22 protein-coding genes are annotated in these 23,086 nt (G+C 35.5%); 5 read left to right on the forward strand and 17 right to left on the reverse strand.

Annotated elements, in window-relative coordinates; genetic code table 11:
* Positions 1-98: 98 nt before the first annotated feature.
* The 3 genes from CNQ82_RS10110 to deoC form a co-directional block, all read right to left on the reverse strand.
* A complete protein-coding gene (locus CNQ82_RS10110; protein WP_123145153.1) occupies positions 99-614 on the reverse strand; it encodes a hypothetical protein in 516 nt (171 codons plus the stop codon).
* A gap of 656 nt (positions 615-1,270) precedes the next feature.
* Positions 1,271-2,524: an aminoacyltransferase gene (locus tag CNQ82_RS10115; protein WP_123145154.1), complete on the reverse strand. Its 1,254-nt coding sequence runs from the start codon at positions 2,522-2,524 to the stop codon at positions 1,271-1,273.
* Positions 2,525-2,700: 176 nt separating this feature from the next.
* Positions 2,701-3,363 (reverse strand): deoxyribose-phosphate aldolase, encoded by a 663-nt coding sequence (gene deoC / locus CNQ82_RS10120; RefSeq protein ID WP_123145155.1) that lies wholly within the window; start codon positions 3,361-3,363, stop codon positions 2,701-2,703.
* A gap of 228 nt (positions 3,364-3,591) precedes the next feature.
* On the opposite strand from deoC, the gene deoD reads away from it, so the two are divergent.
* Positions 3,592-4,299, forward strand: coding sequence for a purine-nucleoside phosphorylase (gene deoD, locus CNQ82_RS10125; protein ID WP_123145156.1), 708 nt, complete (start codon positions 3,592-3,594; stop codon positions 4,297-4,299).
* A 66-nt stretch (positions 4,300-4,365) separates the two neighbouring features.
* Here the strand turns inward: deoD and CNQ82_RS10130 are convergent, their stop codons facing one another.
* The 11 genes from CNQ82_RS10130 to CNQ82_RS10180 all read right to left on the reverse strand — a co-directional run bounded on the left by CNQ82_RS10130 (position 4,366) and on the right by CNQ82_RS10180 (position 14,408).
* On the reverse strand, positions 4,366-5,043 hold the full coding sequence (locus CNQ82_RS10130; protein WP_123145157.1) for a M15 family metallopeptidase: 678 nt from the start codon (positions 5,041-5,043) through the stop codon (positions 4,366-4,368).
* Between the two features lie 168 nt (positions 5,044-5,211).
* Positions 5,212-5,658 (reverse strand): Dps family protein, encoded by a 447-nt coding sequence (locus tag CNQ82_RS10135; RefSeq protein ID WP_015900890.1) that lies wholly within the window; start codon positions 5,656-5,658, stop codon positions 5,212-5,214.
* A 336-nt stretch (positions 5,659-5,994) separates the two neighbouring features.
* Complete coding sequence (locus tag CNQ82_RS10140; RefSeq protein ID WP_123145158.1) at positions 5,995-6,390, reverse strand: thiol-disulfide oxidoreductase DCC family protein; 396 nt, start codon at positions 6,388-6,390, stop codon at positions 5,995-5,997.
* A gap of 120 nt (positions 6,391-6,510) precedes the next feature.
* Positions 6,511-7,887 (reverse strand): EVE domain-containing protein, encoded by a 1,377-nt coding sequence (locus CNQ82_RS10145; protein WP_123145159.1) that lies wholly within the window; start codon positions 7,885-7,887, stop codon positions 6,511-6,513.
* Between the two features lie 129 nt (positions 7,888-8,016).
* Positions 8,017-8,247: a hypothetical protein gene (locus CNQ82_RS10150; RefSeq protein WP_123145160.1), complete on the reverse strand. Its 231-nt coding sequence runs from the start codon at positions 8,245-8,247 to the stop codon at positions 8,017-8,019.
* A gap of 29 nt (positions 8,248-8,276) precedes the next feature.
* The gene (locus CNQ82_RS10155) at positions 8,277-9,215 is read right to left on the reverse strand and encodes a type I phosphomannose isomerase catalytic subunit (protein ID WP_123145161.1); all 939 of its coding nucleotides are present in this window, start codon (positions 9,213-9,215) and stop codon (positions 8,277-8,279) included.
* Positions 9,216-9,771: 556 nt separating this feature from the next.
* The gene (locus CNQ82_RS10160) at positions 9,772-10,464 is read right to left on the reverse strand and encodes a LutC/YkgG family protein (protein WP_123145162.1); all 693 of its coding nucleotides are present in this window, start codon (positions 10,462-10,464) and stop codon (positions 9,772-9,774) included.
* Positions 10,464-11,900, reverse strand: coding sequence for a LutB/LldF family L-lactate oxidation iron-sulfur protein (locus tag CNQ82_RS10165; protein WP_123145163.1), 1,437 nt, complete (start codon positions 11,898-11,900; stop codon positions 10,464-10,466). The genes CNQ82_RS10160 and CNQ82_RS10165 overlap by 1 nt, the downstream gene beginning before the upstream one ends.
* A gap of 1 nt (position 11,901) precedes the next feature.
* Positions 11,902-12,636, reverse strand: coding sequence for a (Fe-S)-binding protein (locus CNQ82_RS10170; RefSeq protein ID WP_123145164.1), 735 nt, complete (start codon positions 12,634-12,636; stop codon positions 11,902-11,904).
* A 264-nt stretch (positions 12,637-12,900) separates the two neighbouring features.
* Positions 12,901-13,608 (reverse strand): FadR/GntR family transcriptional regulator, encoded by a 708-nt coding sequence (locus tag CNQ82_RS10175; protein WP_123145165.1) that lies wholly within the window; start codon positions 13,606-13,608, stop codon positions 12,901-12,903.
* Between the two features lie 134 nt (positions 13,609-13,742).
* Positions 13,743-14,408, reverse strand: a complete 666-nt coding sequence (locus CNQ82_RS10180) for an SDR family oxidoreductase (protein ID WP_123145166.1) — start codon at positions 14,406-14,408, stop codon at positions 13,743-13,745.
* 164 nt (positions 14,409-14,572) lie between these two features.
* On the opposite strand from CNQ82_RS10180, the gene CNQ82_RS10185 reads away from it, so the two are divergent.
* Positions 14,573-14,878 carry an ArsR/SmtB family transcription factor gene (locus tag CNQ82_RS10185; RefSeq protein WP_123145167.1) on the forward strand — a complete coding sequence of 102 codons (306 nt, stop codon included), beginning with the start codon at positions 14,573-14,575 and terminating at the stop codon, positions 14,876-14,878.
* Positions 14,879-14,901: 23 nt separating this feature from the next.
* Entirely contained in the window at positions 14,902-15,846 is a 945-nt protein-coding gene (gene czrB / locus CNQ82_RS10190; RefSeq protein WP_123145168.1) for a CDF family zinc efflux transporter CzrB, read from the forward strand.
* Between the two features lie 56 nt (positions 15,847-15,902).
* Here the strand turns inward: czrB and CNQ82_RS10195 are convergent, their stop codons facing one another.
* Entirely contained in the window at positions 15,903-16,637 is a 735-nt protein-coding gene (locus CNQ82_RS10195; protein ID WP_123145169.1) for a metallophosphoesterase family protein, read from the reverse strand.
* A 130-nt stretch (positions 16,638-16,767) separates the two neighbouring features.
* Here CNQ82_RS10195 and CNQ82_RS10200 point away from each other — a divergent pair, with 130 nt between their 5' ends.
* The gene (locus CNQ82_RS10200; protein WP_123145170.1) at positions 16,768-17,952 is read left to right on the forward strand and encodes a hypothetical protein; all 1,185 of its coding nucleotides are present in this window, start codon (positions 16,768-16,770) and stop codon (positions 17,950-17,952) included.
* An 81-nt stretch (positions 17,953-18,033) separates the two neighbouring features.
* Here CNQ82_RS10200 and CNQ82_RS10205 read toward each other — a convergent pair whose 3' ends face one another.
* Both CNQ82_RS10205 and glmS read right to left on the reverse strand, forming a co-directional pair.
* Positions 18,034-18,888 carry an HAD family hydrolase gene (locus CNQ82_RS10205; RefSeq protein WP_123145171.1) on the reverse strand — a complete coding sequence of 285 codons (855 nt, stop codon included), beginning with the start codon at positions 18,886-18,888 and terminating at the stop codon, positions 18,034-18,036.
* A 130-nt stretch (positions 18,889-19,018) separates the two neighbouring features.
* Positions 19,019-20,824 carry a glutamine--fructose-6-phosphate transaminase (isomerizing) gene (glmS, locus tag CNQ82_RS10210; protein ID WP_123145172.1) on the reverse strand — a complete coding sequence of 602 codons (1,806 nt, stop codon included), beginning with the start codon at positions 20,822-20,824 and terminating at the stop codon, positions 19,019-19,021.
* A gap of 713 nt (positions 20,825-21,537) precedes the next feature.
* On the opposite strand from glmS, the gene CNQ82_RS10215 reads away from it, so the two are divergent.
* Positions 21,538-23,079 (forward strand): PTS mannitol transporter subunit IIBC, encoded by a 1,542-nt coding sequence (locus tag CNQ82_RS10215; protein ID WP_123145173.1) that lies wholly within the window; start codon positions 21,538-21,540, stop codon positions 23,077-23,079.
* Positions 23,080-23,086 lie beyond the last annotated feature (7 nt).

Genomic DNA, 23,086 nt, shown 5'->3' on the forward strand with positions numbered 1-23,086 from the left:
GCACTAATCAAGAAGTTGCTGCCCATTCACGAAGAGGCTGAGACATTTTTTATGTCCCAGCCTCTTCTCTTATTTTGTCAACATCTCATCTTATATTATTACTGCACTCCATTTTGCTCCTGGCGTGCCACAACTTCTTTATATTTCTTAATGATAATAGGATGTATGAAAATAGAAATAATAAATATTGGATAGAGTAAGAAAGCTAAGAAGAATTTAACGACTACATTAATTGCTATAGAGAAAAATGTTCTCTTAACATATGTCATATTATCTTCTCTCACTCTGTTACCTTCTATTTTAAAAACTCTATCTTGCTTATTTGCTGTATGTGTAGTTTTCACAACGTTACCGAAATCACGTCTGAAAATCATACTCTTCATAAATATATAACGTACAAAACCATTTTGACTGGTATACAGCATATAATCACTTAACCAAGCATACGTGTAACTGCCAAGTAAGAATGTTAAAATTGTCCAGATCCATTTAAATGCGCTTGCATTATCGTTCACTAAAGTAATAAACATTACTACATGAACGGCTACATAAGGTGTGTAGTAAAAGGCTAATGGCATCTTTGGGGTATCAAAGTATTGCTTTAATAAATTCATGAAATCCTCCATTCGGATAACAACTTATTAAAGATACACTATTTCTGACTTTGCTATAGTTGTATGGAATGTAATGAAGGGAGAGATAGAATGAATATCATTCTGCTCTCACTCCTTTAACGATACCCCAATCGTTCTATTTATTTATTGAAGATCATTAACGCTATATAAGCAGCAATTTTCTCTCTATTTGAGCTAACTTGTATGTTTCATGACACTATAATATAAGAAAGTGCACTTTACATCAATTGCTATTCTTTGATTTTGTTTTAAGAATATTTTAGCATATTTTCAGTTAAATTAAAGAGTTTTCCGAAATAAAGTTGTGTTAAATTTTAGAAATACCTTGTGTCCTTATCTCACTGTTTTGTGTATTGGGAATATTTTTGGGAGTAATTTTAAAGTGTATTATAGATTTATTGGACACGTTGTCTCTAATCTTGGCCAATATATCTATTTATTGGACACGTTGACCGCATTCTTGGCCAATATATCCGTTTATTGGACACGTTGCCTCAAATCTTGGCCGATATATCCCATTCAGCTCGGCTAAATTATACTCCGATAATTCTTCTCTCCAAATACAAAGGAGATAGAACATTCTTGTATGTTCTATCTCCTGTTTCTGCCCCGCACTCGTATCTCTTACAATTATTTTAGTGCTTTCTTGATTTTTCCGTGAATTGATACAGTTTGTATAGAAGCGGATACACGGGTTTAATAAAGTCACCGATATATTCTTCTACATGTGCATTGAAGCCCTCTTTAAATTTCTGAACGCCAAAGTCTTCAGCATCATCTGTAAAATCTCCAGTGATGCCATAGAAATTATAGCGGTCAATATTTTTCTTTTTAGCAAATTTAATCATTTCCCATTGTAGTCTGTAAGCACCCATAAAGCGATTATATTTAGGGTTAGATCCGCTTGAAAGGTAATAAACTTCATGTTCATTATACAAGTACAATGCTGAAGCAAGATTTAAAACATCCCCTTCTGTTTGCATTAATTCTTTGGTTTCATTAATTTTACGTGTATTACTATCGACTTGTTGTTTTAATTGATTGATTTTACTCTTAGTCTTTTTAGAATTTGGACTTTCTTGTAATTTCGCATTTAATTTATTCAACTCGAGTACTAATTCAGTGTGCTTTTCATTTAATGCTTTCAAATAAGTATGTAAATCTACATAGGCTATTTTTAAAAAGGCACGATTACCATAAGTTTTTTGCATTTGTTTGAAATAATCTAATTCTCGGAATTTGAAACCGTGTTTTTCTTCAGCCATTCTGAAAAGTTTAAAGAAAGTTGGAGTCTCGTCAATAGAAAGTGTTCTGACTTGGACACCCATTTCGTAAGTCTTTTTAATATTACGACGTGTTTGGTAGTCCATTTCATTCAATAATTGCGTTTCAGACTTGTCTTTCAAATCTAATACAGATAACCAACGTATCTGACTCATTTGTGAATATCCTATTGTATAGCCTTGATGGATGTAACCGAGTTTAGAAAGCTCTTTGATAAAGCGTTGATTATCATAACTTTCGATAATTTCTCCATCAGTTTCTCTTAAACTTGCAAGTAAATAAGGATCTACTAGAACATAAATACATCGGTGTTTCTTCAAATAACGTGTTAAAGATGCGAAGAAATATTTTACTAATCTCAGATTGCTGTAATCCATTACAGGCCCTCTGTGCGTATAGAAATACTTGAAAAATCTTAGGCATCTGGCTTCGGATAAAAGACAGGCTGCTATGACTTCGCCCCCATCATCTTTGACTCCGACTAAATGTACGTCTTTCTGGTTTGCATTTCTGTATTGGTAATGTCTAGCAGACTGTGTATAATGTGAAAAATTTTCTTGAGTAAATTGTGCGAATTCGTCTTCTGTTAAAGTTGTGAAATTCATGGTTGTAACTCCTTTGATGTTATGACACTGTTTTAAGATTACCATTACTTTGCAACGCGCACAATATAATGCCTATGAATTTATTAATTGCCATTTTTTATAAAAAGCAAGGGATAGAACAAATCAATGTTCCACCCCCCTGCATCTTGAACTAGCGGTAAATATTCAAATATTAATTAATAATCTGAATCAGACTCTAGTCCTTGAATAATTTGTATTCCTGCACTTGCGCCTACACGCGTTGCACCTGCATCTAACATAGCTTTGAAATCTTCTAAGTTGCGTACGCCGCCAGAAGCTTTAACTTCTAAACTATCTCCTACTGTTTCTTTCATTAATTTCACATCTTCAACAGTGGCGCCGCCTCCTGCAAAACCAGTAGACGTTTTAACAAAGTCTGCTCCAACTGCTTTACTGATTTCTGAAGCTTTTACTTTTTCTTCATCCGTTAATAGTACTGTTTCAATAATAACTTTAACTGTATGGTCACCAGCAGCTTTAACGACCGCTTCAATATCTGCTTGTACTTCATCATAGCGTTGATCTTTTAAAGCTCCGATATTAATTACCATATCTAATTCATCCGCACCATTTTTTACAGCATCTTCCACTTCAAATGCTTTGGTTGCAGTAGTATTTGCACCTAAAGGGAAACCAATAACAGTACATACCATCACATCTGAATCTTTTAATGCTTCAGCTGCATGTTTAACGTATGTGGGATTGATACAAACTGATTTAAACTCATATTGCTTAGCTTCTTCAATTAACTTATCAATTTGTTCAAGTGTTGTATCTGGTTTTAATAAGGTATGATCAATATATTTTGCATAGTCCATGCCCGGGTTCCTCCAATTTTTAATCTGTTTATTTCAATTCATTTTATCGTCTTGCAATCTATTTTACCAAATATTTCACCCTACTAAAATATAACAATTTATACTGACGGAAATTTACAATATTTTTACCAGTTTATCACATTTAAACGTTGATATTCTCGCAAATTAAGCGTCGTCGTGTTATCTTTAATTTAAATATTCTATTTGACGAAGGAGCGAAAAAAATTTATGACACAAGGTACACCACATATTCAACCAAATGGTGCCAAAATAGCAAAAACTGTATTAATGCCAGGTGATCCACTGCGTGCCAAATACATTGCTGATAACTATTTAGAAGATGTTGTTCAATTCAACGAAGTACGTAACATGTTCGGCTATACTGGAACCTACAAAGGAAAAGAAGTTTCAGTTATGGGTTCAGGAATGGGTATTCCTAGTATCGGAATTTATTCGTATGAACTCTACAACACATTTGATGTAGATACAATTATTCGTGTAGGTTCTTGCGGTGCTTTACAAGAAGATGTGAACTTATACGACATTATTATCGCACAAGGTGCTTCTACTAATTCAAGTTACGTGGATCAATATAATATTCCTGGACATTTTGCTCCGCTCGGTGATTTTGATTTAATGGTGCAGGCAAAGAAAGCTGCTGATGAGTTAGGTGCCACAACACATGTCGGCAACGTTCTCTCTTCAGATACCTTCTATAATGCCGACCCTACTTTTAATGACCAATGGCACCGTATGGGGATTTTAGGTATCGAAATGGAATCAGCTGGTCTTTATTTAAATGCAACTTATGCAGGCAAAAAAGCATTGGGTATCTTTACTGTCAGTGACCACATTTTACGTGATGAAGCAACTACTGCTGAAGAACGTCAAAATTCTTTCACTCAAATGATGGAAATCGCACTAGAAATTGCATAAGAGGTAGTAGTAGACAAGGGGCCGTGACAAATTAATGTCACGGCCCCTTATTTCTATATAATATATTTATTTTTCATAACCATAATCCAAATACTCTTCTAAAGTTAATTTTTGTGCGTGTATCTTTTTCGCATCCTTTTTGCCGACATATCTAAAATGCCAAGGTTCATATTGGTAACCCGTTATTTTTTCTTTTCCCTTAGGGTATCTTAATATAAATCCATATTTGTAGGCGTTGTCAGCTAACCATTTGCCTTCACGGGTTTGACCAAATGCTTCTTTAAAATCTGCATCAGAAGGATTTGTACCGACGTCGAAAGCTAAGCCAGTTTGGTGTTCAGATGTTCCGGGTGCTGCACTATACTTATCCGCTGCCGCTTTACCATCACGTTGTACATAGCTGTTGTAAAGTTGTGTTTGTTCAGCGTAAGATCTGAATCCGCTTCTATATATAATATTCAACCCTTGTTTTCTGCCATCTTCAATCATTTTGTTTAATTGTGTTCTAGCAACAGCGTCTTCACCTTTGTTATACGCTTTAGAAATAGGCACTTTCTTATTAACTAAGATTAAATTATCAACCTTAGTAACACCATTTTCCTTTTTAATTTGATGTTTTTGTTTATTATTTTGTTCTGTATGTATAGCATTTTCCTTTTTAGACGCTTTTTCTCCTTCACTCTTTTCTCCACACGCAGTTAAGGTTACTGTAGCTGCAAGAATAACTCCTAAATATTTTTTCATACCTCTATCTCCCTATGTTTTAATATTATAGTTGCTTCAAACTTATTATACTAAACATAGTATGATAATCAATTCTTGTTCTAAAATTTAAATCTGTGTATACAAAAAACTCCTACTTAGCAAGCAGGAGTTCTTTAATATGCCCAATTATCAATCGCTTATGAACGACTATTTACCTAGGAATGATTGGAACATCCAGTTATGTTTGTCAACTGATGTTTGTAATGCAATTAACATATCTTGAGATACGTCATCTTCAGCGTCGCCAGCTACTTCAATTGCTTTTTCTAATTGGTCAGAAATATTACTGAAGTCTTTAGAAATGGCATTGACCATATCTTCTGCTGAGCCTTCTGATTCAGCTTCATCAACGATAGCTACATCTAAGCTTTTTTTCATTGTGGCAATTGGTGCACCGCCGATAGCTAAAATACGTTCAGCTAATTCGTCAATTGTTTCACTTGCTTCGTTGTATAATTCTTCAAATTTAACGTGTAGAGAGAAGAAATGAGGTCCTTTTACGAACCAGTGGAAGTTATGAATTTTAGTATATAATACTGTCCAGTTTGCTACTTGTTCATTTAACACATCTACTACATCTTGTTTGTTTGCCATAAAAATAATCGCTCCTTTAAGTTGTTGTTGCTCCTTCTTTGTAATAACTATTATATAATAATCATTACAATCTGTAAAGCCTATTTCGTTCTTAGATTAAAATAATTCTAAATAAGCATCCGTTGATTCTTGTTCTTTCCCACGATTATAATATACCCTGTTTTTTATAGCATATTCAATTTAAAATCACTCGTATAGTGTGCTCTGATTGTATGGTCTCTTTTCGACAGATTTAATCGTTAAATCTGATAATTATTATTTCACTTCAATTGCTATTCTCAATTAATTCTCAAAAGAACACCTTTCAAAAGGTTTTTTTACCTTATTAGAGCAGCCTCAATTTTGATCCTCATCTATAAAGAAAGATTTTTCATACTCATTAGGTTGTTGCCACTCTGCATGCCACATTTTATCGCGATTATTTGCAAATAAGTCATAACCGAAATTACGTAGTGGTTTTGGTACTAAAGTTAATAAAATTCCCATCCACTTATCTTGAGTTAAGGACATCAATAATTTTGCAATTGCAGTGGATTTAAAGTATAAATGCTCACCTTCTTGCAATACTACTGTGTTCATATCTAATATTCCAGGATGTTTACGTTCTAATTCTTGACCAGCGGGTCCTTTCAACGTCGCAAATTGATAACTTGGTGATAAACCATGTCTGATTAACCAAATTGCGTAGTTGTAACAATAAACACAATTCGCATCATAATAAATAATCGGCATCTTCTATCTCTCCTTTATTTCTTTTATAGTTTCAGTATATGTAATGCATACCCGTCAGAGCAATTTTTCAACACAATAAAAAAAGATTGGCCGGCTACTATTTCCAGTCAATCTCACTGATTAATCATGATTTACTTTTACAATACGTGCATATTTTAAGAATTGCTCAGAATATTTTTGTTTAATCTCTGCTAAATTATCATAAGTGACACCTATAATGTGCCAATTTGGATTAAAGTGATAAAATGAATCTTTTTTACGAGACCATTTAATCATAGAACCATCACGATTATAGCGTGGCAAGGTCACTTCATAACCTTCTAATACGTTGATATAAGTTTGGAATATATCCGGATCAATACGATTGAAGTTGTCAATTACCAAGTAACTGCGGTCTGTTTTCGGCATCAATTCAGTGATAAATCCTTCTCTGAAATACAGTGCACCTGCTTCATTCGGTAGATACTTGCCATACAGCATATCTTCAGTAAAATCAGGATGTCCGCTTGTAATCACAGGATGCGCATTGGTTTTCTGCAATAAATTGTCTGCAGCTTTTAACCCTTCTGCGCGGTTCCGATCACTAATTACTAACAAAATAAAAGGCTTCAGCTCTTCATCTTTTTTATCAATCACAGCATCCTTTTCCACCGTCTCAAATTGAGATTTCACGCCGTTATGTTCGCTCATTTCTAAAATAGCGTCAAATTGGGCTTGCGACATGCTGGCAATAGCTTGCTTGGCATTTTCTTGAAGATAATATAAATTTTTCAAACGAGGATGCTTATTTAAAGTCGACAAACTGACTGGATTAATATCCTCATTATATTTCACTTCTATGGCTGTGCTATTTGTTCGGCCAGGTATAGGCGGTAATTCCCTTAAGTGCTGTGTGACCTCGCCTAAACCAACTACTGAATAGTCTTGCTGGCGACTGTAAAAGACAATCTTGTCTCCGATTTCTAATTGCGTGTAATAATGATAGCCATTTCGCTTAATGCCATTATAAGTATGTGTAAAGAGCGTATAAGTTTCTCCTGGCTCAAATTCTTTATTCTCTGCTAAAAAGAAATAGCGTGGGATTTGCGTATCACCTTTACCTAATTGTTCAATCAGTTCGAATTCTTCTGGAGTAATTTGATTAAATAACGTTTCCTTCATATTATTAATACGGAATTCTAAAGCCTCGCTGCGCTTTAAATATTCTGTAGTAAGCGGTTTTAAGGCTTCTGTCAAACGGAACTGCACACGAATTTTATGTTGGGCTCCGGTTTGTACACTAATGATTTCACCGCTGCCTAATAATCCTGCATCTGTCTGGACTTGATAAAAAATTACTTTGTCGCCTGCTTTAGCTTTTTTAAAAGCACGAAAACCTTGTGTAGGGTTGAATTGAGCACCAGATTCAAATAAAGTAGTTTGCCCTACGAGTGGTTCATTATGATTCCAGCGATTGTAACCGCAATTCAGCCAGAAATAATTTGTTTCTTCAGTCATATCGATACGACTCCTTTAAAAATTCATTAAATGCAATAATTTTGATTCAGGCTGATTTTCCTTTTCTCTATTGCAAATTGCTATTCTAAACAGTTATACCAAATGATATACCATGTTACAACCCGTTTATTACTTCGGCATCATGAATATAGCCAACAATGGCATTAAATTGATTAATACGCCGCCGAGTGTCAACATACCGCTGATTTTCTTATCAGCAATTGTAGCCAGTGCACAAATCATACCTAATATCGCAAAGGCTGCTGGAATCATTAAATTAGGATATTTAGGAAAATTCAAGAAGATACCTGCTCCTGATAATACACCGCATATCAAAGCTAAATATAAAAACTTACGCATTTGTCATACCTCATTTTCTTTAACATCGATTACACATAGGTGATCATAAGCGTAAAGTCACCTTTAAAGATGTTGTCTAAGTCTTCAGAAGTTAGAATAAAGCTCTTACCTTTTTCTATTTCATAAATGTCTCCATCGGTTACCAATGTACCTTCTCCATCTAAGATAGTAACCAAACAGAATTCTCTAGGTTTCATGTAGTTGAGCGTACCTGTAATTTCCCACTTTACAACCGTGAAACTATCATTTGAAATATATTGTGTACGCTTATAATTTTCAATAATTTCAGTTTCCGGTATCACATTAGGACTCTCGTCTCTTATCTCTACTACATCTTTTGCTTTTTCAATATGCATTTCACGTTGATTGCCTGACTCATCCGTTCGATTATAATCATAAATACGGTACGTCACATCTGATGATTGTGTCACTTCATACACAGTGATTCCTTTCCCTATTGCATGCACAATTCCGTTTGGAACAAAGAAGAAATCTCCTGCTTTGACAGGAATATGTTTGAATAAGCCATGCGGTGCTTCTTCATCTAACGCTTCTATAAACTTATCTTTCGAATCCGTGTTCAAACCATAGATAATCTCTGCGTCCTCTTCCGCTTCGATAATATACCAGCATTCTTTTTTTCCATAATCTCCATTCTCATGCTCATAAGCATAGTTTGTATCAGGATGTACTTGTACAGATAAAGGCTCTTGCGCATCAATCATTTTAACCATTAAAGGAAATTGTGCACTTGGAAACTCTCCGAAAAGTTCTTTATGCTCTTTCCAAACGTGACTTAATGTCTCTCCAGCATAAATTCCGTTGGTGATGATACTGTCGCCATGTTGATGTGCAGAAATTGCCCAAATTTCCCCTACATCTTTTTCTGGCAGATGATAACCATATTTAGTCAAATGGTTGCTTCCCCAGATCCTTTCTTTAAAAATCGGTTCCAAAAACAACGGCATGGAATATGTCCACCTCCATAAGTATTAATTAAATCATTTGTTTTATGTAAACGTTATTAATAAAATAGTTGTAATTAACCAGAACATGTTTTATCAAACGCGTTGCTTATGTACATGTTATCCTAAATATTATAACAATATTTTGTTATTGAGGATAGTAAAGGTATAATATTTACGTTTTCGTTACGTAATTCTAACGGAAATGTTTTACAATTTCATTTTTGAATCTAATTTATATTTTTTTAGAGTGACAAGTAGAAATTTATCTTATTTTTTCTACAAAAAAAGAACGATTAGTGCTTGTACAAAGTAGATGGTACCCCTTATAATAGGAGTATGTTAATAATTACTTAACATGTGTTACATATAAGGTAATGAATATGATTAATGTCTGTGAATAATTTAGTTATTCATATTGTTTAAAAAATTTGCGCAAAGACCTGGACTACGGAAAAAGTTCAGGTCTTTTAAATTTGTTATCAATTTATAAATAAAAACTCTCACTATCATTTACTTTAAAAAAGCTAATGATAGTAAGAGAGATTAATTTTATTGATTAAATATCTTCAATAACAATATATGCGGCTTTAACGGGGCCATGGACACCTACTACCAGATTCATTTCAATATCTGCTGAGTTGGAAGGTCCCGTAATAAAATTCACACACGATGGGAAACGTGAATCAGTTTGATTCTTATCATATAATCCTTCAGCTGCTTGTGTAAATCTAGGAACAATAGTAGATTTAGGAATCAATGCAACATAAGTCTCAGGCATCAAACTGACCGCACGGCCTCGTCCTTTACCAGAATACAGTACAATTGTGCCGCTCTCGCTTAAGCAATAATCACTGAACGTAACACCGACTTGGGCACTTTCTGCAGCTTTCTTACTTGCCTCAGGTTGAGATTCATCCCAAATTGTAGTTTCGAAATCATTAAATGCCACTTGGTATTGTTTAAAACGCGGGTCATCAAAGCGAATGACCGGGCTACCGCCGAATTGTTGAATGACTTCTTTCAATATATTATTCAAATGTTTTGTAGTAGTTTTATAAAATGCAGTATGGATGTTTGCGCATTCTTTTTCTAAATGGTCGACTAATTGATCTTGCGTTAAGTCAGTCAAAGTTTTAGCTTGCGGTTCAACAGACCATTCAGGTTTTACTACCTTTTCAGGCAACGGTCGCTCTAATGCATTTTGAATATTCGACATAAATTTATCAAGATTGGTTACTTGGCCAGTCATCAATGATTACCTTCCTTCTGTTTTAAATGTGCTTTCATCCAATGATTGAATCGTTCTTTTTCAGGAGTTGGAAAATCACGAGATTGGGTCCAAGCATGTAAAGGTTTCGGACCTTTTTCTACCCAACCCTCTTTATTCTCGAATGGTTTCAACGCTGGTCCCGCCATTTTAATACTATATTGGAAGAGATGCGGTTTAGTTGTTCCGATTCCGAACCCTTTCATAACGAGTCTCTCACCTAAAGCAGAACGTTTTAGTTCTTCCGCTTCAACTTGACGGTGTTTTAAGAGCAAGTCGTGAAGCGGTATCTTAACTGGACATGCTTCTGAGCAGGCTGCACAAAGAGAAGAAGCATAAGGCAATTGTCCATACTCTTCATAACCACCTAACAATGGCGATAATACAGCTCCTACTGGTCCAGGATAAATAGAACCGTAACTGTGGCCTCCAGAGTGTCTGTAAACTGGACAAACATTCATACAAGCTCCGCAACGAATACATTGCAGAATTGATTGGAAAGCAGTGCCTAAGATACTTGAACGTCCATTATCAACCACTACAAGATGAAACTCTTCTGGTCCATCAATTTCTCCTGCGCCGCGAGGTCCTGTTAAAGTAGTCACATAACTCGGTAGTTTTTGTCCTACTGCGCTTCTTGAGAGCATACCTACTAGAACTTCCATCTCTTTAAAAGAAGGCACGATACGTTCCATACCCATTACAGTAATTTGCGTTTGAGGAACAGTAGTAGTCATACGTGCATTTCCTTCATTTGTTACTAAGCAAAAACTACCGCTGTCCGCGACTGCAAAGTTACATCCGGTAATTCCTACTTCAGCCGCCAAGAATTTTTCACGCATAATCTTACGTACAAAACGCGCCATTTCTGTTGGATCATCACTGCCTGTGTATCCCTCTTTAGCTTTCAATACACGTTGAATTTGCGTACGGTTTTTGTGTAATGCGGGTGCGACAATATGTGAAGGCGGATCCGCTTCATCAATTTGCAGGAGGTATTCGCCTAAGTCTGTTTCTACTACTTCTGCACCTGTGGCTTCTAAAACATGGTTCATATTAATTTCTTCCGTTACCATCGACTTAGATTTCACTATCTTAGTTGCATTCTTTTCTTTAATAACATTTGCAATATACTCAGAAGCTTCTTCTTTTGTTTCAGCAAAATATACATTACCGCCTAATTTTGCGACATTGCCTGCAAGTTGATGCAGATAATAATCCAGATTTTCTAAAGTATGTTGACGGATTTCCGCTGATAACTGTCTCCACTCTTCCCAGTTGCCAAGTTCTTCTTGAGCTTTTAACTTTTTAGTTCTCAAACCATCTTGCGCGCTACTTACAGCTCCGCGCATGAATGCGTTCTGTTTCTCTACTTTAAATGCTTCTTTAAAATTTTTATCACCGATTCTCATACCCATCTTAACGCACCGCCCCTGCGAGTTGATGGTTAAGAACTTCTGCGATATGCAATACTTTAACTTTGCTATTGATACGTTTTAAACGTCCTTCAATATTCATCAAGCAGCTTGCATCTGCACCAATTAAATAATCTGCGCCTGTTTCTTCTACGCAATGCGCTTTTTCATCTACCATTTCACTAGAAACATCTGACATTTTGACCGCAAATGTACCACCGAAACCGCAACAGTTATAATATTTCGGCAACTCTACTAATTCTAAGCCTTGTACATTACTCAATAATTCTTGAGGTTCGTTCACTACACCTAATACACGTGTAATGTGGCATGACGGATGTACCGTTGCTTTACCTTCTAAAGTTGCTCCGACATCATGCACTCCCAAGACATTAACGATAAATTGCGTAAGTTCATACGATTTATCCGCTAAGTTAATAGCCGCTTGGTGCATTACTGGATCATCTTCAAATAAGCTTGGATAGTGTTTAAACATTGTTATACAAGAACCAGATGGGGCCACTACATATTCCGAATCCTTAAATGCTTTAATCATTTGTTTCGCCGATTGTCTTGCATCTTCAAAATAACCAGAGTTATAAGCAGGCTGACCACAACATATTTGCGCTGCTGGATAGTCTACTTCACAACCCAATCTTTCAAGCAATTCAACCGTCGCAATACCTATACGTGTGTGAAATGCTTCAACTAAACAAGTTGAGAATAAACTGACTTTCATTCTTTACACCCTTTCACGATATGCCGCCCTCTATTTTTACGCATATCTTATCCCTATGAGATTTTCAATTTTATTTTTAACTTAGAAAAGTCACCCTAACATCGTCCCCACAATATTTCCGTACTTCAATAAATTAAAAACGAAATAGAATACTCACTTATTATAGCGCTAATCAAACATCTAGTCATCAGATGTTTGAAATTTATTAGACTTTATGCTATAAAAAATACACCCAGCACTGAACTGGGTGTGTACGATTATCAATTATTGTATTGGACTTTTATTTATATTTTGCAAGATAGTTTGTTGTACTTCTTCTAAATGAGCACTCATATAGGCTTCTGCCGCTTCTGCATCTTTGCTGGTAAGCGCATGATATATTTTCAAATGTTCATCATATAAGCGCTTCAGGGTTTTCTGCTTATTAAATAAATATACTTTTCTAGTTTCTTTCATCGTTTCTTGAATGACATCCGAAATATTATTCATCAAATCAAACAGCATCGAATTCTGTGCTGCTTTCGCAATAGCCAAATGAAATTTTAAATCAGCCGCTTCACCAGAAGTCCCATCTGTTACTGCACGTTCCATCATTTTCAAAGCTGCTTCCATTTCTGCTAAATCCTCAGCTGTACTATGCGCTGCCGCTTTTTTAACCGTAGCTAACTCCACAATCGCTCTTAGTTCCAGTAGTTCTTCTACTTGTCGATGTGTTAATGAAGTTTCTTCTAAATTGAAAAAGACAGGTTCTTGCTTAGTCACAAATGTACCGTAACCTTGTTTAATTTCAATGACGCCTATCGTGCGCAAAGCGTTGAATGCTTCTCTAACCGAAGCCACACTGACACCGTATTCTTTCGAAAGCGCTTGTATGGAAGGCAATTTATCGCCGACCGCGTATTCTCCAGATTTAATTTGTTCTAATATAATGTCGGCAATTTTTTCATATATCTTTGTCTTTGAAATTTTCATGATTTACCCCCACGGTTTTAATACCTTTATTATAACAAATCTTTGATATTTCACACCGCCTTCAAGAAAAAAAGGAAGCGGGACCAAATTAATGTCCCGCCACCTTCTTAAAAATGATAAAGCATCACTTTAATCTATTGATGATTTTTATAATAATTTTCTAAAGCATCTGAAATAGGTTCAGAGCCACTGATAACTTGGAATTCTCCACCTTGGAATTTTTCATTTTCCAGAACCTCTACAATTACAGAAGCGATATCTTCACGTGGTACAGAACCTCCGCCATCAAAATGTTCCGCAATCTCTACATTGCCAGTACCAGGGCCATTTTCTAAAAGACCAGGATGCACAATTGTGTGGAATAAGCCTGAACCGCGTAAATGCTCATCCGCATAATGTTTTGCGATTGTATAAGGCTTTAATTCTGGAACACTGTCGAAAGCTTCGCGATTTGAATCAAATGTTGAAACCATTACAAAATGTTTAACGCCTGCTTTTTTACTGGCTTCAATCGCTTTTACAGCACCATCTAAGTCAACAATGATTGTTTTATCATCTCCTGTACTGCCTCCTGAGCCTACAGAGAAAACGACTTGATCAAAGTCTTTAAATTTATCAGCTAATTCATCAATTTTGTGTTTTTCTACATCTATATTTCTAGCATCGTATCCTTCACCGACTGCTTTGTCTACTTGATCATTTTTACGATACGCTGCTGCAACTTCTTTATTATCTTCTTTTAATTTTGAAACGATTTGTTTACCGACACCGCCATTTGCGCCTAATACTAGAATACTCAATACCATCACTCCTCGAATATAGAATATTATATATTGATTTAGTTCCCTGTCCCGACTTGTATTAAACTTCAAGACTATCCTCTCAAATGATTGACGTCAGTTTAAAAGAGAGTTATATTAATACATGAATAAATGTTCATATATTAATAAAAAGGAGAGTCCTTATGCCCTATCATGAACTCAAATCGAGTACGCTTGCTAATGTAACAGACATATTCAAAGCATTAAGTGAACCCAACCGTATCAGAATTATGCACTTACTAGAGCAAGGACCTTGCAGCGTGGGTCATATCACACACACCTTAGAACTTTCACAGTCAAATGTGTCTCATCAGCTGAAAATACTGAGAAATGCGGAACTCGTTAAATCAGAACGTCAAGGTCAATCAAAAATCTATATGCTGAATGATGCTCATGTCGTGACTTTATTAAATCAAGCAATCCATCACGCAGAGCACCCTGTACAATAGAGTATTAGAAAGGAAGCTATACTATGAGTCATTCAAATCATCATCACGCACATCACCATCATCATGTCCATACTGATAATAAGCGTGTGCTTGCAATCTCTTTTGCTATTATTGCCATTTTCATGGTAGTCGAACTTATTGGCGGCTATGTTGCCAACAGTTTAGCTTTGCTATCTGATGGCGTGCATATGTTAAGTGATGCCTTTTCATTAGGACTCGCACTCTTTGCATTTAAATATGCAGAGCGTCACGCTACCACAGAAATGACTTTCGGCTACAAACGCTTTGAAATTTTAGCGGCGCTCTTTAATGGTGTATTGCTTCTCGTTATCAGTATCGGTATTCTAATCGAAGCCATACGCAGAATAGCTGCACCTCCAGAAGTCATGTCTACTGAAATGTTAACCATCAGTGTAATGGGTTTAATTGTCAATATTGTAGTGGCCTGGTTAATGATGCGCGGCGGAGATACACATCATAATATCAATATGCGCGGTGCTTTCTTGCATGTGCTAGGAGATTTACTCGGTTCAGTAGGTGCGATTGTAGCAGCTTTGTTAATTTGGGCCTTTAATTTCACATTGGCAGATCCTATTGCCAGTATGTTGGTATCTGTACTGTTATTACGTAGCAGTTATGGTTTAATCAAAGAGTCTTTAACTATCTTGATGGAAGGTACGCCTAAAGATATTAATATCGATGAAGTTATTAATACAGTTCTTGAGGAAAAAGAAATTCAAAATGTCCATGATTGCCATGTATGGACGATTTCTAATGATTTAAATGCCTTCAGCTGTCATGCTGTCGTTCAAGATACAATGACAATCGAAGAATGCGAGCAATTATTACACCGTATTGAAGACCGATTAAATGCTTTAAATATTCATCATATGACAATACAGTTAGAATCTAAAGATAACAATCATAGTACGAAAACTTTATGCGATCATATTGCAATTGCTCAATAAAAAGACCGTTGCTTCCCCTTTCCATGTGTAAGGCAATGAAGCAACGGTCTTTTCCATTATTGTATAAACTTATCAAAGATGAGCGCTCTGCCTGGCACTTCTTTTTCCTCAAACCCATCTATGAAACGCGTATTATCATAAGCGACACGAACCTGTTCTATGTTAGATTGTTCTGGCGTAATCGTTACAATGCCATATACAGTATAAGGTGCACGATTGAGTCCAACTGAACCCGGATTAAAGTAAACGGTATCTTCATTGATGAAATGATGCAAAGTATGATTATGCCCGAATAAAATCATATCCGCTTCTTTATCCGCAAATAATGCCTTCATATGTTCGGCTGTCGGTTCCACAATCGGACTGAACGGAATTTGATCTATAGTATCTTTTAATTTATTATTCTCAATTTCATAATGAATTCCCAATACAGATTGACCTAGCAAATCTAAAGTGAATTCTCGTGGCAATGTATTAAGAAATTCATAATACTGAGGATTTAAATGTTCAGCCACCCAATGATGATGCTCATAAAATTTGTCTTTTAAATCTTCTGGATATGGCGTGTCATTAATGACAGACATAATTGCTTCATCATGATTACCGGCAATAGAAGTTACGTCATCTCTGGCAGTCAACATCCCTAACACTTCATTTGTATTGTGGCCAATACCTATCACATCGCCTAAGTTATAAATGTGATCGATATCACCTCTGCGATCAATATCTTTAAACACTGCTGATAATGCATCCATATTTCCATGGATGTCTGTAATTACTGCAAATTTCATTTCTATCACCCTTATATTAGTTTATAAATTCTTAAAAAGTAACAAAATATACATTTAGCTTGTTTTTTAATTTGAATGCAAGCAAATTTTTGATATTGTGTTTATATCATATCAAAGGAGTGCTAAGCCATTGTTTACATTTTACAAACAAGCTTTTAAGAATGCAAAGCCACAAAATGCTAAAACTGCTCTTTTCAGCATTTTAACATTCTTTGTATTCATTTTAATCGTTGCATTTACATTTATGCCCGTGCAACAGGCACTGCAAATGTTTATGATGTCAATGATGTATCAAGGTCCAATGTTCCAAGCAGCTCTACCATTGATTATTGCCTTGATTATACCATTGCTCATATTTTTATTTGTAGGGTTCCAATTAGTAGTTGGTACAATTAATGTAGTTTATAAAGCGATTCATAAAGAAGATGTTCATTTAACAGATGTATTTACTGCTTTCAAAAAAGGAAGCTACCTAAAAAGTGTCAAACTTGCATTGTTTACACTGTTAGTAATGCTCATTACCATCATTGTAGTAACAGTCGTTAACCAATTATTCAGTGCCCTCATGCAGACGGTTCTATCTCATATGCAAAGTGGTACAGGCGGTAATATGGGTGCTTTAATTACCGTTCAATTAATCGGTTTGACAATATCTAAATTAATTGCGTCACTGTTTATTTGGTTCTTTACTTATATTGTAATTGCTTATGTTGTTGCATATTTAAGAGAACGTCAAGCAGGTGCATTTAAAGACGTCAAACAGAGCTTTAAATCTCTTAAAAATGGTCGTCATTCATGGTTCAAATTATTCTTAGGTTTAATCTTATTAAACTTAATTGTGATTATCTTCTCTGAACCCATACCACAATTAGTAGTACTTGCGACTCAACATATGTCTCAAAACTTAGCTAAGGTATTAGTTTATGTTGTGATTGTCATTATGTATATTATTCGTATCATCGTTTACTACTTAAACTTAATGGCTATTGTTCAATTCTTTAGTAAAGCTACAGAGCACTTCCATCCAGAAAATAATCAAAAATCTACGACTATTGGAGACAAAGTAGTTGAAAGTTCCGTTGCTGTAAAAGGTTCTAAAAATACTAAAGAAAAAGATAGCAATAAAGATGAGAAAACGAATCATGTTACAAATAAAGCATCTGAAGAGAAAAACAAAGCTGAAGAAAAACTTAACACCAATGACAAACAAGAAGATATCAAAGAAACTAAAGAAGAGTATTCAGATTCAACATTTGATCATTTAAAAAATAAGAAAAAAGATGTTGATGAACGTTCAGATGATTTTAAAAGATAATTGAATAAATAGACTAAGATATAATTCTAGTCTCAAAAAGAAGTCGGTGGAAACCTCAAAAGTTTTCACCGACTTCTTCTTTTATTTTAAAAAATGTTCTTCTAAATAGCGCGCAGCACCATTTTCTTCATTATCATAAGATGTCACATCTTTAGCGAGTGCTTGAATTTCAGGTCGTGCATTTTTCATAGCAACTGTATAATGTCCGAACGCAAACATTGAGCGGTCATTATCACTATCACCTATCACGAGTGTAGCTGATTGCGGAATATTAAAATGCTCAATCATTTCTTTTATACCTGTACCTTTATCGATGCCTGCTGCCATAGTTTCTGCATTAAAACGAGAGGAATTAGAGACAGAAATTTGTAAAGCATCTTTTTCTTCAATCAAGTGTTCTCTGAAGCTTGTCACTTTTTCTAAATCAGGTGTGAACATATAAATCTTAGAAAATTTCGTTTCAGGAATTTCATTAACCCAATTGACGTTACCATTGAGTGCAGCTTTACGTGAATTCCACTCACTGATGCCGACATTATTAGGAGGTGTGTCGCCTTCTATCATCTTCGTAATCCATTCATGATCTTCATTTAAAATCATACGCTTACCGCTAAATGGAAATACTTCATAATAAATATGCTGCGCTTTAGCTTCTTTAATAATTTGTTGGACAGCATCATAAGTCAAACTATGTGCAAAAATCATTTCCCCCTCTGCATCGCCGCGTGTGCCATTAGAAGAAATGACACCGTCGATTTCAAAGCCTTCTGGTGTTAGATTTTTAATTTCATCAAAAGAACGACCTGTTGCGATAAATACTTTATATCCAACTTGACGTAATTTTTTAATAATCTCAGCCGTTTCATCTGATACTTTATTATTGTGTTGCAGTATTGTTCCGTCCATATCTAAAAATATTGCTTGTACGTTATCCATTCTTATCTTATCCTCCAAGTTCTAGTTATCGCCTTGATTATGGCATTTTAACCATGTTTTAGCAACCTAATAATATATGAAAAAAACTGCCACTTCGTTGAAAAGTGACAGTTTGTAAAACAAACGATTATTATTCTACAGTAACTGATTTAGCTAAGTTACGTGGTTTATCAACGTCTAAGCCACGGTGCAACGCAGCATAGTATGAAATTAATTGTAATGGTACTACTGACACGAGTGGTGTCAACAATTCGTTGATTTGAGGAATCACATAAGTGTCTCCTGCTTTATTCAAGCCGTCCATTGAAATAATGCAAGTATGTGCACCACGTGCAGCAACTTCTTTCACATTACCACGGATGGATAAGTTTACATTTTCTTGTGTAGCAAGTGCGATAACAGGTGTATTGTCTTCAATCAATGCAATTGTACCGTGTTTTAATTCGCCGCCTGCAAAACCTTCAGCTTGAATATATGAAATTTCTTTTAATTTCAAGGCACCTTCAAGGCTGACATTGTAATCAATTGTACGGCCGATAAAGAATGCATTGCGTGTTGTCTCTAAATAATCAGTCGCGATTTGTTCCATTAATTCAGCGTCATCTACGACAGCTTCCATTGCATTCGCGACTTTTGCTAATTCTTGTAATAAATCGATTGTGGCTTCTTTCCCATGACGTTCAGCAACGATTTGAGAAAGAATAGAAAGTACAGCAATTTGCGCAGTGTATGCTTTTGTAGATGCTACTGCAATTTCAGGTCCAGCATGTAATAACAATGTATGATCTGCTTCACGTGATAATGTTGAACCAGGTACGTTTGTAACTGTAAGAGCTTTATGACCGCGTTTTTTCATTTCTACTAATACAGCACGGCTGTCTGCAGTTTCACCTGATTGTGAAATATAGATGAACAATGGTTTTTCAGAAAGAAGCGGTGTATTATATACAAATTCAGAGGCTACGTGCACTTCAGTTGGTACACCTGCCCATTTTTCAATAAATTCTTTACCTACTAAACCAGCATGGTAGCTTGTACCTGCAGCAATAATGTAGATACGGTCTGCTTTTGCAACTTCATCAATAATAGCATCATCCATTTTCAAGTTACCTTCTTTATCTTGGTATTCTTGAATAATACGACGCATTACAGCTGGCTGTTCATGAATTTCTTTAAGCATATAATGATCATAAACACCTTTTTCAGCATCAGCAGCATCAATTTCAGCTGTATAAGTATCACGGTCTTGAACATTACCGTCTAAATCTTTAATAACAACTTCATCACGTTTAACAATTACAATTTCATGGTCATGAATTTCTTTATATTCATTCGTAACTTGCAACATTGCTAAAGCATCAGATGCTACAACGTTAAATTCATCGCCTACACCAATTAATAATGGTGATTTATTTTTAGCTACATAGATTGTATCTTTATCTTCTTCGTCTAATAAAGCTAAAGCATATGAACCATGCAACAATTTTACAACTTCAACGAATGCTTCTTCTGTTGAAAGGCCTTTGTCTGAAAAATGTTCAATTAATTGAACGATGACTTCAGTATCCGTTTCTGATAAGAATTTAACATTCGGTAAATATTCATCGCGCAATTCTTCATAGTTTTCAATTACTCCATTATGCACTAAAGTAAAACGTTTAGATGCAGATTGATGAGGATGAGAGTTCTCATGGTTAGGCACACCGTGTGTCGCCCAACGCGTATGTCCAATTCCCAATGTACCGTCTACATCACTGTCATCAGCAAGATTTCTTAAATCTGCAATACGGCCTTTTTCTTTAAAAACTGTAACGCCATTTTCATTTTCTAAGGCAATACCAGCTGAATCATAACCTCTATATTCTAATTTCTCTAAACCTTTAAGTAAAATTTCTTTAGCATTATCTTTCCCGCTATATCCTACGATTCCACACATAATAAAATTCCTCCGCATTTTAAAATTGCGGTAACCCTTTTGACAGGGGAATATATTCTTTTTTAGTTATCTAATTAAATCTTCTCACTTATTCAATAGCAACACATCAAAAAATCAACACCTTGAAAGTGATTGCTCACACCAATCGCTTAAAAAAGGCGTACTATCCCCTTGTAATTGAGTTCCGCTTCAAAAAATATAAAAAATATAAACGTCGGTCTATTTACAAACTTTGTGCACCGAGTCGCCTCCGTGTTTTACTTTGTAAATTTACGAATGACCTCATCCGAGACAGCATCCGCCGATAATCGATCACTGTCTTCCTCGTCTACAACATCCGCTTCAAAGCTAATATGACTTCTGCTTCAAGTCATAAATCGCTGCTTTTTTCGCTTAAGTTGTACGGGCGCTATAATTATAATTTGTTACCTCTGCCCTCCTTTGTACGTAATATAAATTATTGTACAATGTTTGTTTTCATAATTGCAAACATTTACTTAAAGTGAATACGCTTACAACTATACTTACTGTAAAATAAATTGCATTTTTCAATAGTTATTCACAATTATAAATCTATTTCCTTCTATAGTATATCTTTCCTTTTACAAATGTCAGTATTTCTATGACAAACACACGTTTAGTTTAGATTGAGTTTAGCGCTTACACCCCTCACAATAAATGTATATCAAATTTAATTAAAAGAGGTGGATACAATGTCAAGTTCACAAGAAAATAAAGGGATTGGACGCAAAGTCCAAGCTTTCGGTTCATTTTTAAGTAGTATGATTATGCCGAATATCGGTGCATTCATTGCTTGGGGATTTATCGCTGCTATCTTTATCGATAACGGCTGGTTCCCTAACAAAGACCTTGCTCAATTGGCAGGTCCAATGATTACGTATCTTATTCCATTACTTATTGCTTTCAGCGGCGGCCGATTAATTCACGACTTGCGTGGTGGTATCATTGCAGCAACAGCTACTATGGGGGTTATTGTTGCCTTACCTGATACACCGATGTTATTAGGTGCAATGATTATGGGGCCGCTCGTTGGTTGGTTGATGAAAAAAACAGACGAGTTCATTCAACCTAGAACACCACAAGGTTTCGAAATGTTATTCAATAACTTCTCTGCTGGTATTCTCGGTTTCATTATGACTATCGTCGGTTTCGAAATTTTAGCGCCTATTATGAAATTTATCATGCACATTTTATCAGTAGGTGTTGAAGCTTTAGTACATGCGCATTTATTACCATTAGTCAGTATCTTAGTTGAACCTGCTAAAATTGTCTTCTTAAATAACGCTATCAATCATGGTGTCTTTACGCCGCTTGGTGCTGATCAAGCTGCACATGCAGGTCAATCTATTCTTTATACAATCGAATCTAACCCTGGTCCAGGTATCGGTGTCTTAATCGCTTATATGATTTTCGGAAAAGGAACAGCGAAAGCAACATCTTACGGTGCTGGTATTATTCAATTCTTTGGTGGTATTCACGAAATTTACTTCCCATACGTATTGATGAGACCTCTATTATTTGTATCTGTTATCCTTGGCGGTATGACTGGTGTTGCAACTTATTCACTCTTAGATTTCGGCTTTAAAACGCCCGCTTCTCCAGGTTCTATTATTGTCTATGCAATCAATGCTCCTAAAGGAGAGTTCTTGCATATGTTAATTGGTGTTGTATTAGCTGCACTTGTTTCATTCATCGTCTCAGCACTCATCTTGAAATTCACTAAAGATCCTAAGCAAGATTTAGCCGATGCTACTGCGCAAATGGAAGCAACTAAAGGTAAAAAATCTAGTGTTGCCTCTAAATTAAGTGCGAAAGATGAAAAGAATACAACTGAAAATAATACAGCTGAAACAGCAACTGCTTCAGATAAAACGGAAGATAAAGATAGCGACGAGTTATTAGAGGATTACAATACTGAAGATGTAGATGCTCACAATTATCAAAATATCGACCATGTTATCTTCGCATGTGATGCGGGTATGGGTTCAAGTGCAATGGGTGCCAGTATGTTGCGTAATAAATTTAAAAAAGCTGGATTAGAAAATATCCAAGTGACGAATACTGCAATCAACCAATTGCCGAAAGACGCACAACTCGTTATTACTCAGAAAAAATTAACAGACCGTGCTATTAAACAATCACCTGATGCGATTCATATCTCAGTAGAAAACTTCTTAAATTCTCCTAGATATGAAGAACTAATTAATAATTTGAAAGAAGATCAAAATCAATAAGGTGAGT

The organism is Staphylococcus debuckii (assembly GCF_003718735.1).
GTDB lineage: Bacteria > Bacillota > Bacilli > Staphylococcales > Staphylococcaceae > Staphylococcus > Staphylococcus debuckii.

Coding starts and splice junctions, on each gene's coding strand:
- deoC (WP_123145155.1), bottom strand. CDS start 3,363: ATGGACTATGCAAAATATATTGATCATACCTTATTAAAACCAGATACA.
- czrB (WP_123145168.1), top strand. CDS start 14,902: ATGAGTCATTCAAATCATCATCACGCACATCACCATCATCATGTCCAT.
- deoD (WP_123145156.1), top strand. CDS start 3,592: ATGACACAAGGTACACCACATATTCAACCAAATGGTGCCAAAATAGCA.
- glmS (WP_123145172.1), bottom strand. CDS start 20,824: ATGTGTGGAATCGTAGGATATAGCGGGAAAGATAATGCTAAAGAAATT.
- CNQ82_RS10135 (WP_015900890.1), bottom strand. CDS start 5,658: ATGGCAAACAAACAAGATGTAGTAGATGTGTTAAATGAACAAGTAGCA.
- CNQ82_RS10155 (WP_123145161.1), bottom strand. CDS start 9,215: ATGCCGTTGTTTTTGGAACCGATTTTTAAAGAAAGGATCTGGGGAAGC.
- CNQ82_RS10110 (WP_123145153.1), bottom strand. CDS start 614: ATGAATTTATTAAAGCAATACTTTGATACCCCAAAGATGCCATTAGCC.
- CNQ82_RS10165 (WP_123145163.1), bottom strand. CDS start 11,900: ATGGGTATGAGAATCGGTGATAAAAATTTTAAAGAAGCATTTAAAGTA.
- CNQ82_RS10195 (WP_123145169.1), bottom strand. CDS start 16,637: ATGAAATTTGCAGTAATTACAGACATCCATGGAAATATGGATGCATTA.
- CNQ82_RS10130 (WP_123145157.1), bottom strand. CDS start 5,043: ATGAAAAAATATTTAGGAGTTATTCTTGCAGCTACAGTAACCTTAACT.
- CNQ82_RS10150 (WP_123145160.1), bottom strand. CDS start 8,247: ATGCGTAAGTTTTTATATTTAGCTTTGATATGCGGTGTATTATCAGGA.
- CNQ82_RS10140 (WP_123145158.1), bottom strand. CDS start 6,390: ATGCCGATTATTTATTATGATGCGAATTGTGTTTATTGTTACAACTAC.
- CNQ82_RS10175 (WP_123145165.1), bottom strand. CDS start 13,608: ATGAAAATTTCAAAGACAAAGATATATGAAAAAATTGCCGACATTATA.
- CNQ82_RS10185 (WP_123145167.1), top strand. CDS start 14,573: ATGCCCTATCATGAACTCAAATCGAGTACGCTTGCTAATGTAACAGAC.
- CNQ82_RS10205 (WP_123145171.1), bottom strand. CDS start 18,888: ATGGATAACGTACAAGCAATATTTTTAGATATGGACGGAACAATACTG.
- CNQ82_RS10215 (WP_123145173.1), top strand. CDS start 21,538: ATGTCAAGTTCACAAGAAAATAAAGGGATTGGACGCAAAGTCCAAGCT.
- CNQ82_RS10160 (WP_123145162.1), bottom strand. CDS start 10,464: ATGACTGGCCAAGTAACCAATCTTGATAAATTTATGTCGAATATTCAA.
- CNQ82_RS10145 (WP_123145159.1), bottom strand. CDS start 7,887: ATGACTGAAGAAACAAATTATTTCTGGCTGAATTGCGGTTACAATCGC.
- CNQ82_RS10115 (WP_123145154.1), bottom strand. CDS start 2,524: ATGAATTTCACAACTTTAACAGAAGACGAATTCGCACAATTTACTCAA.
- CNQ82_RS10170 (WP_123145164.1), bottom strand. CDS start 12,636: ATGAAAGTCAGTTTATTCTCAACTTGTTTAGTTGAAGCATTTCACACA.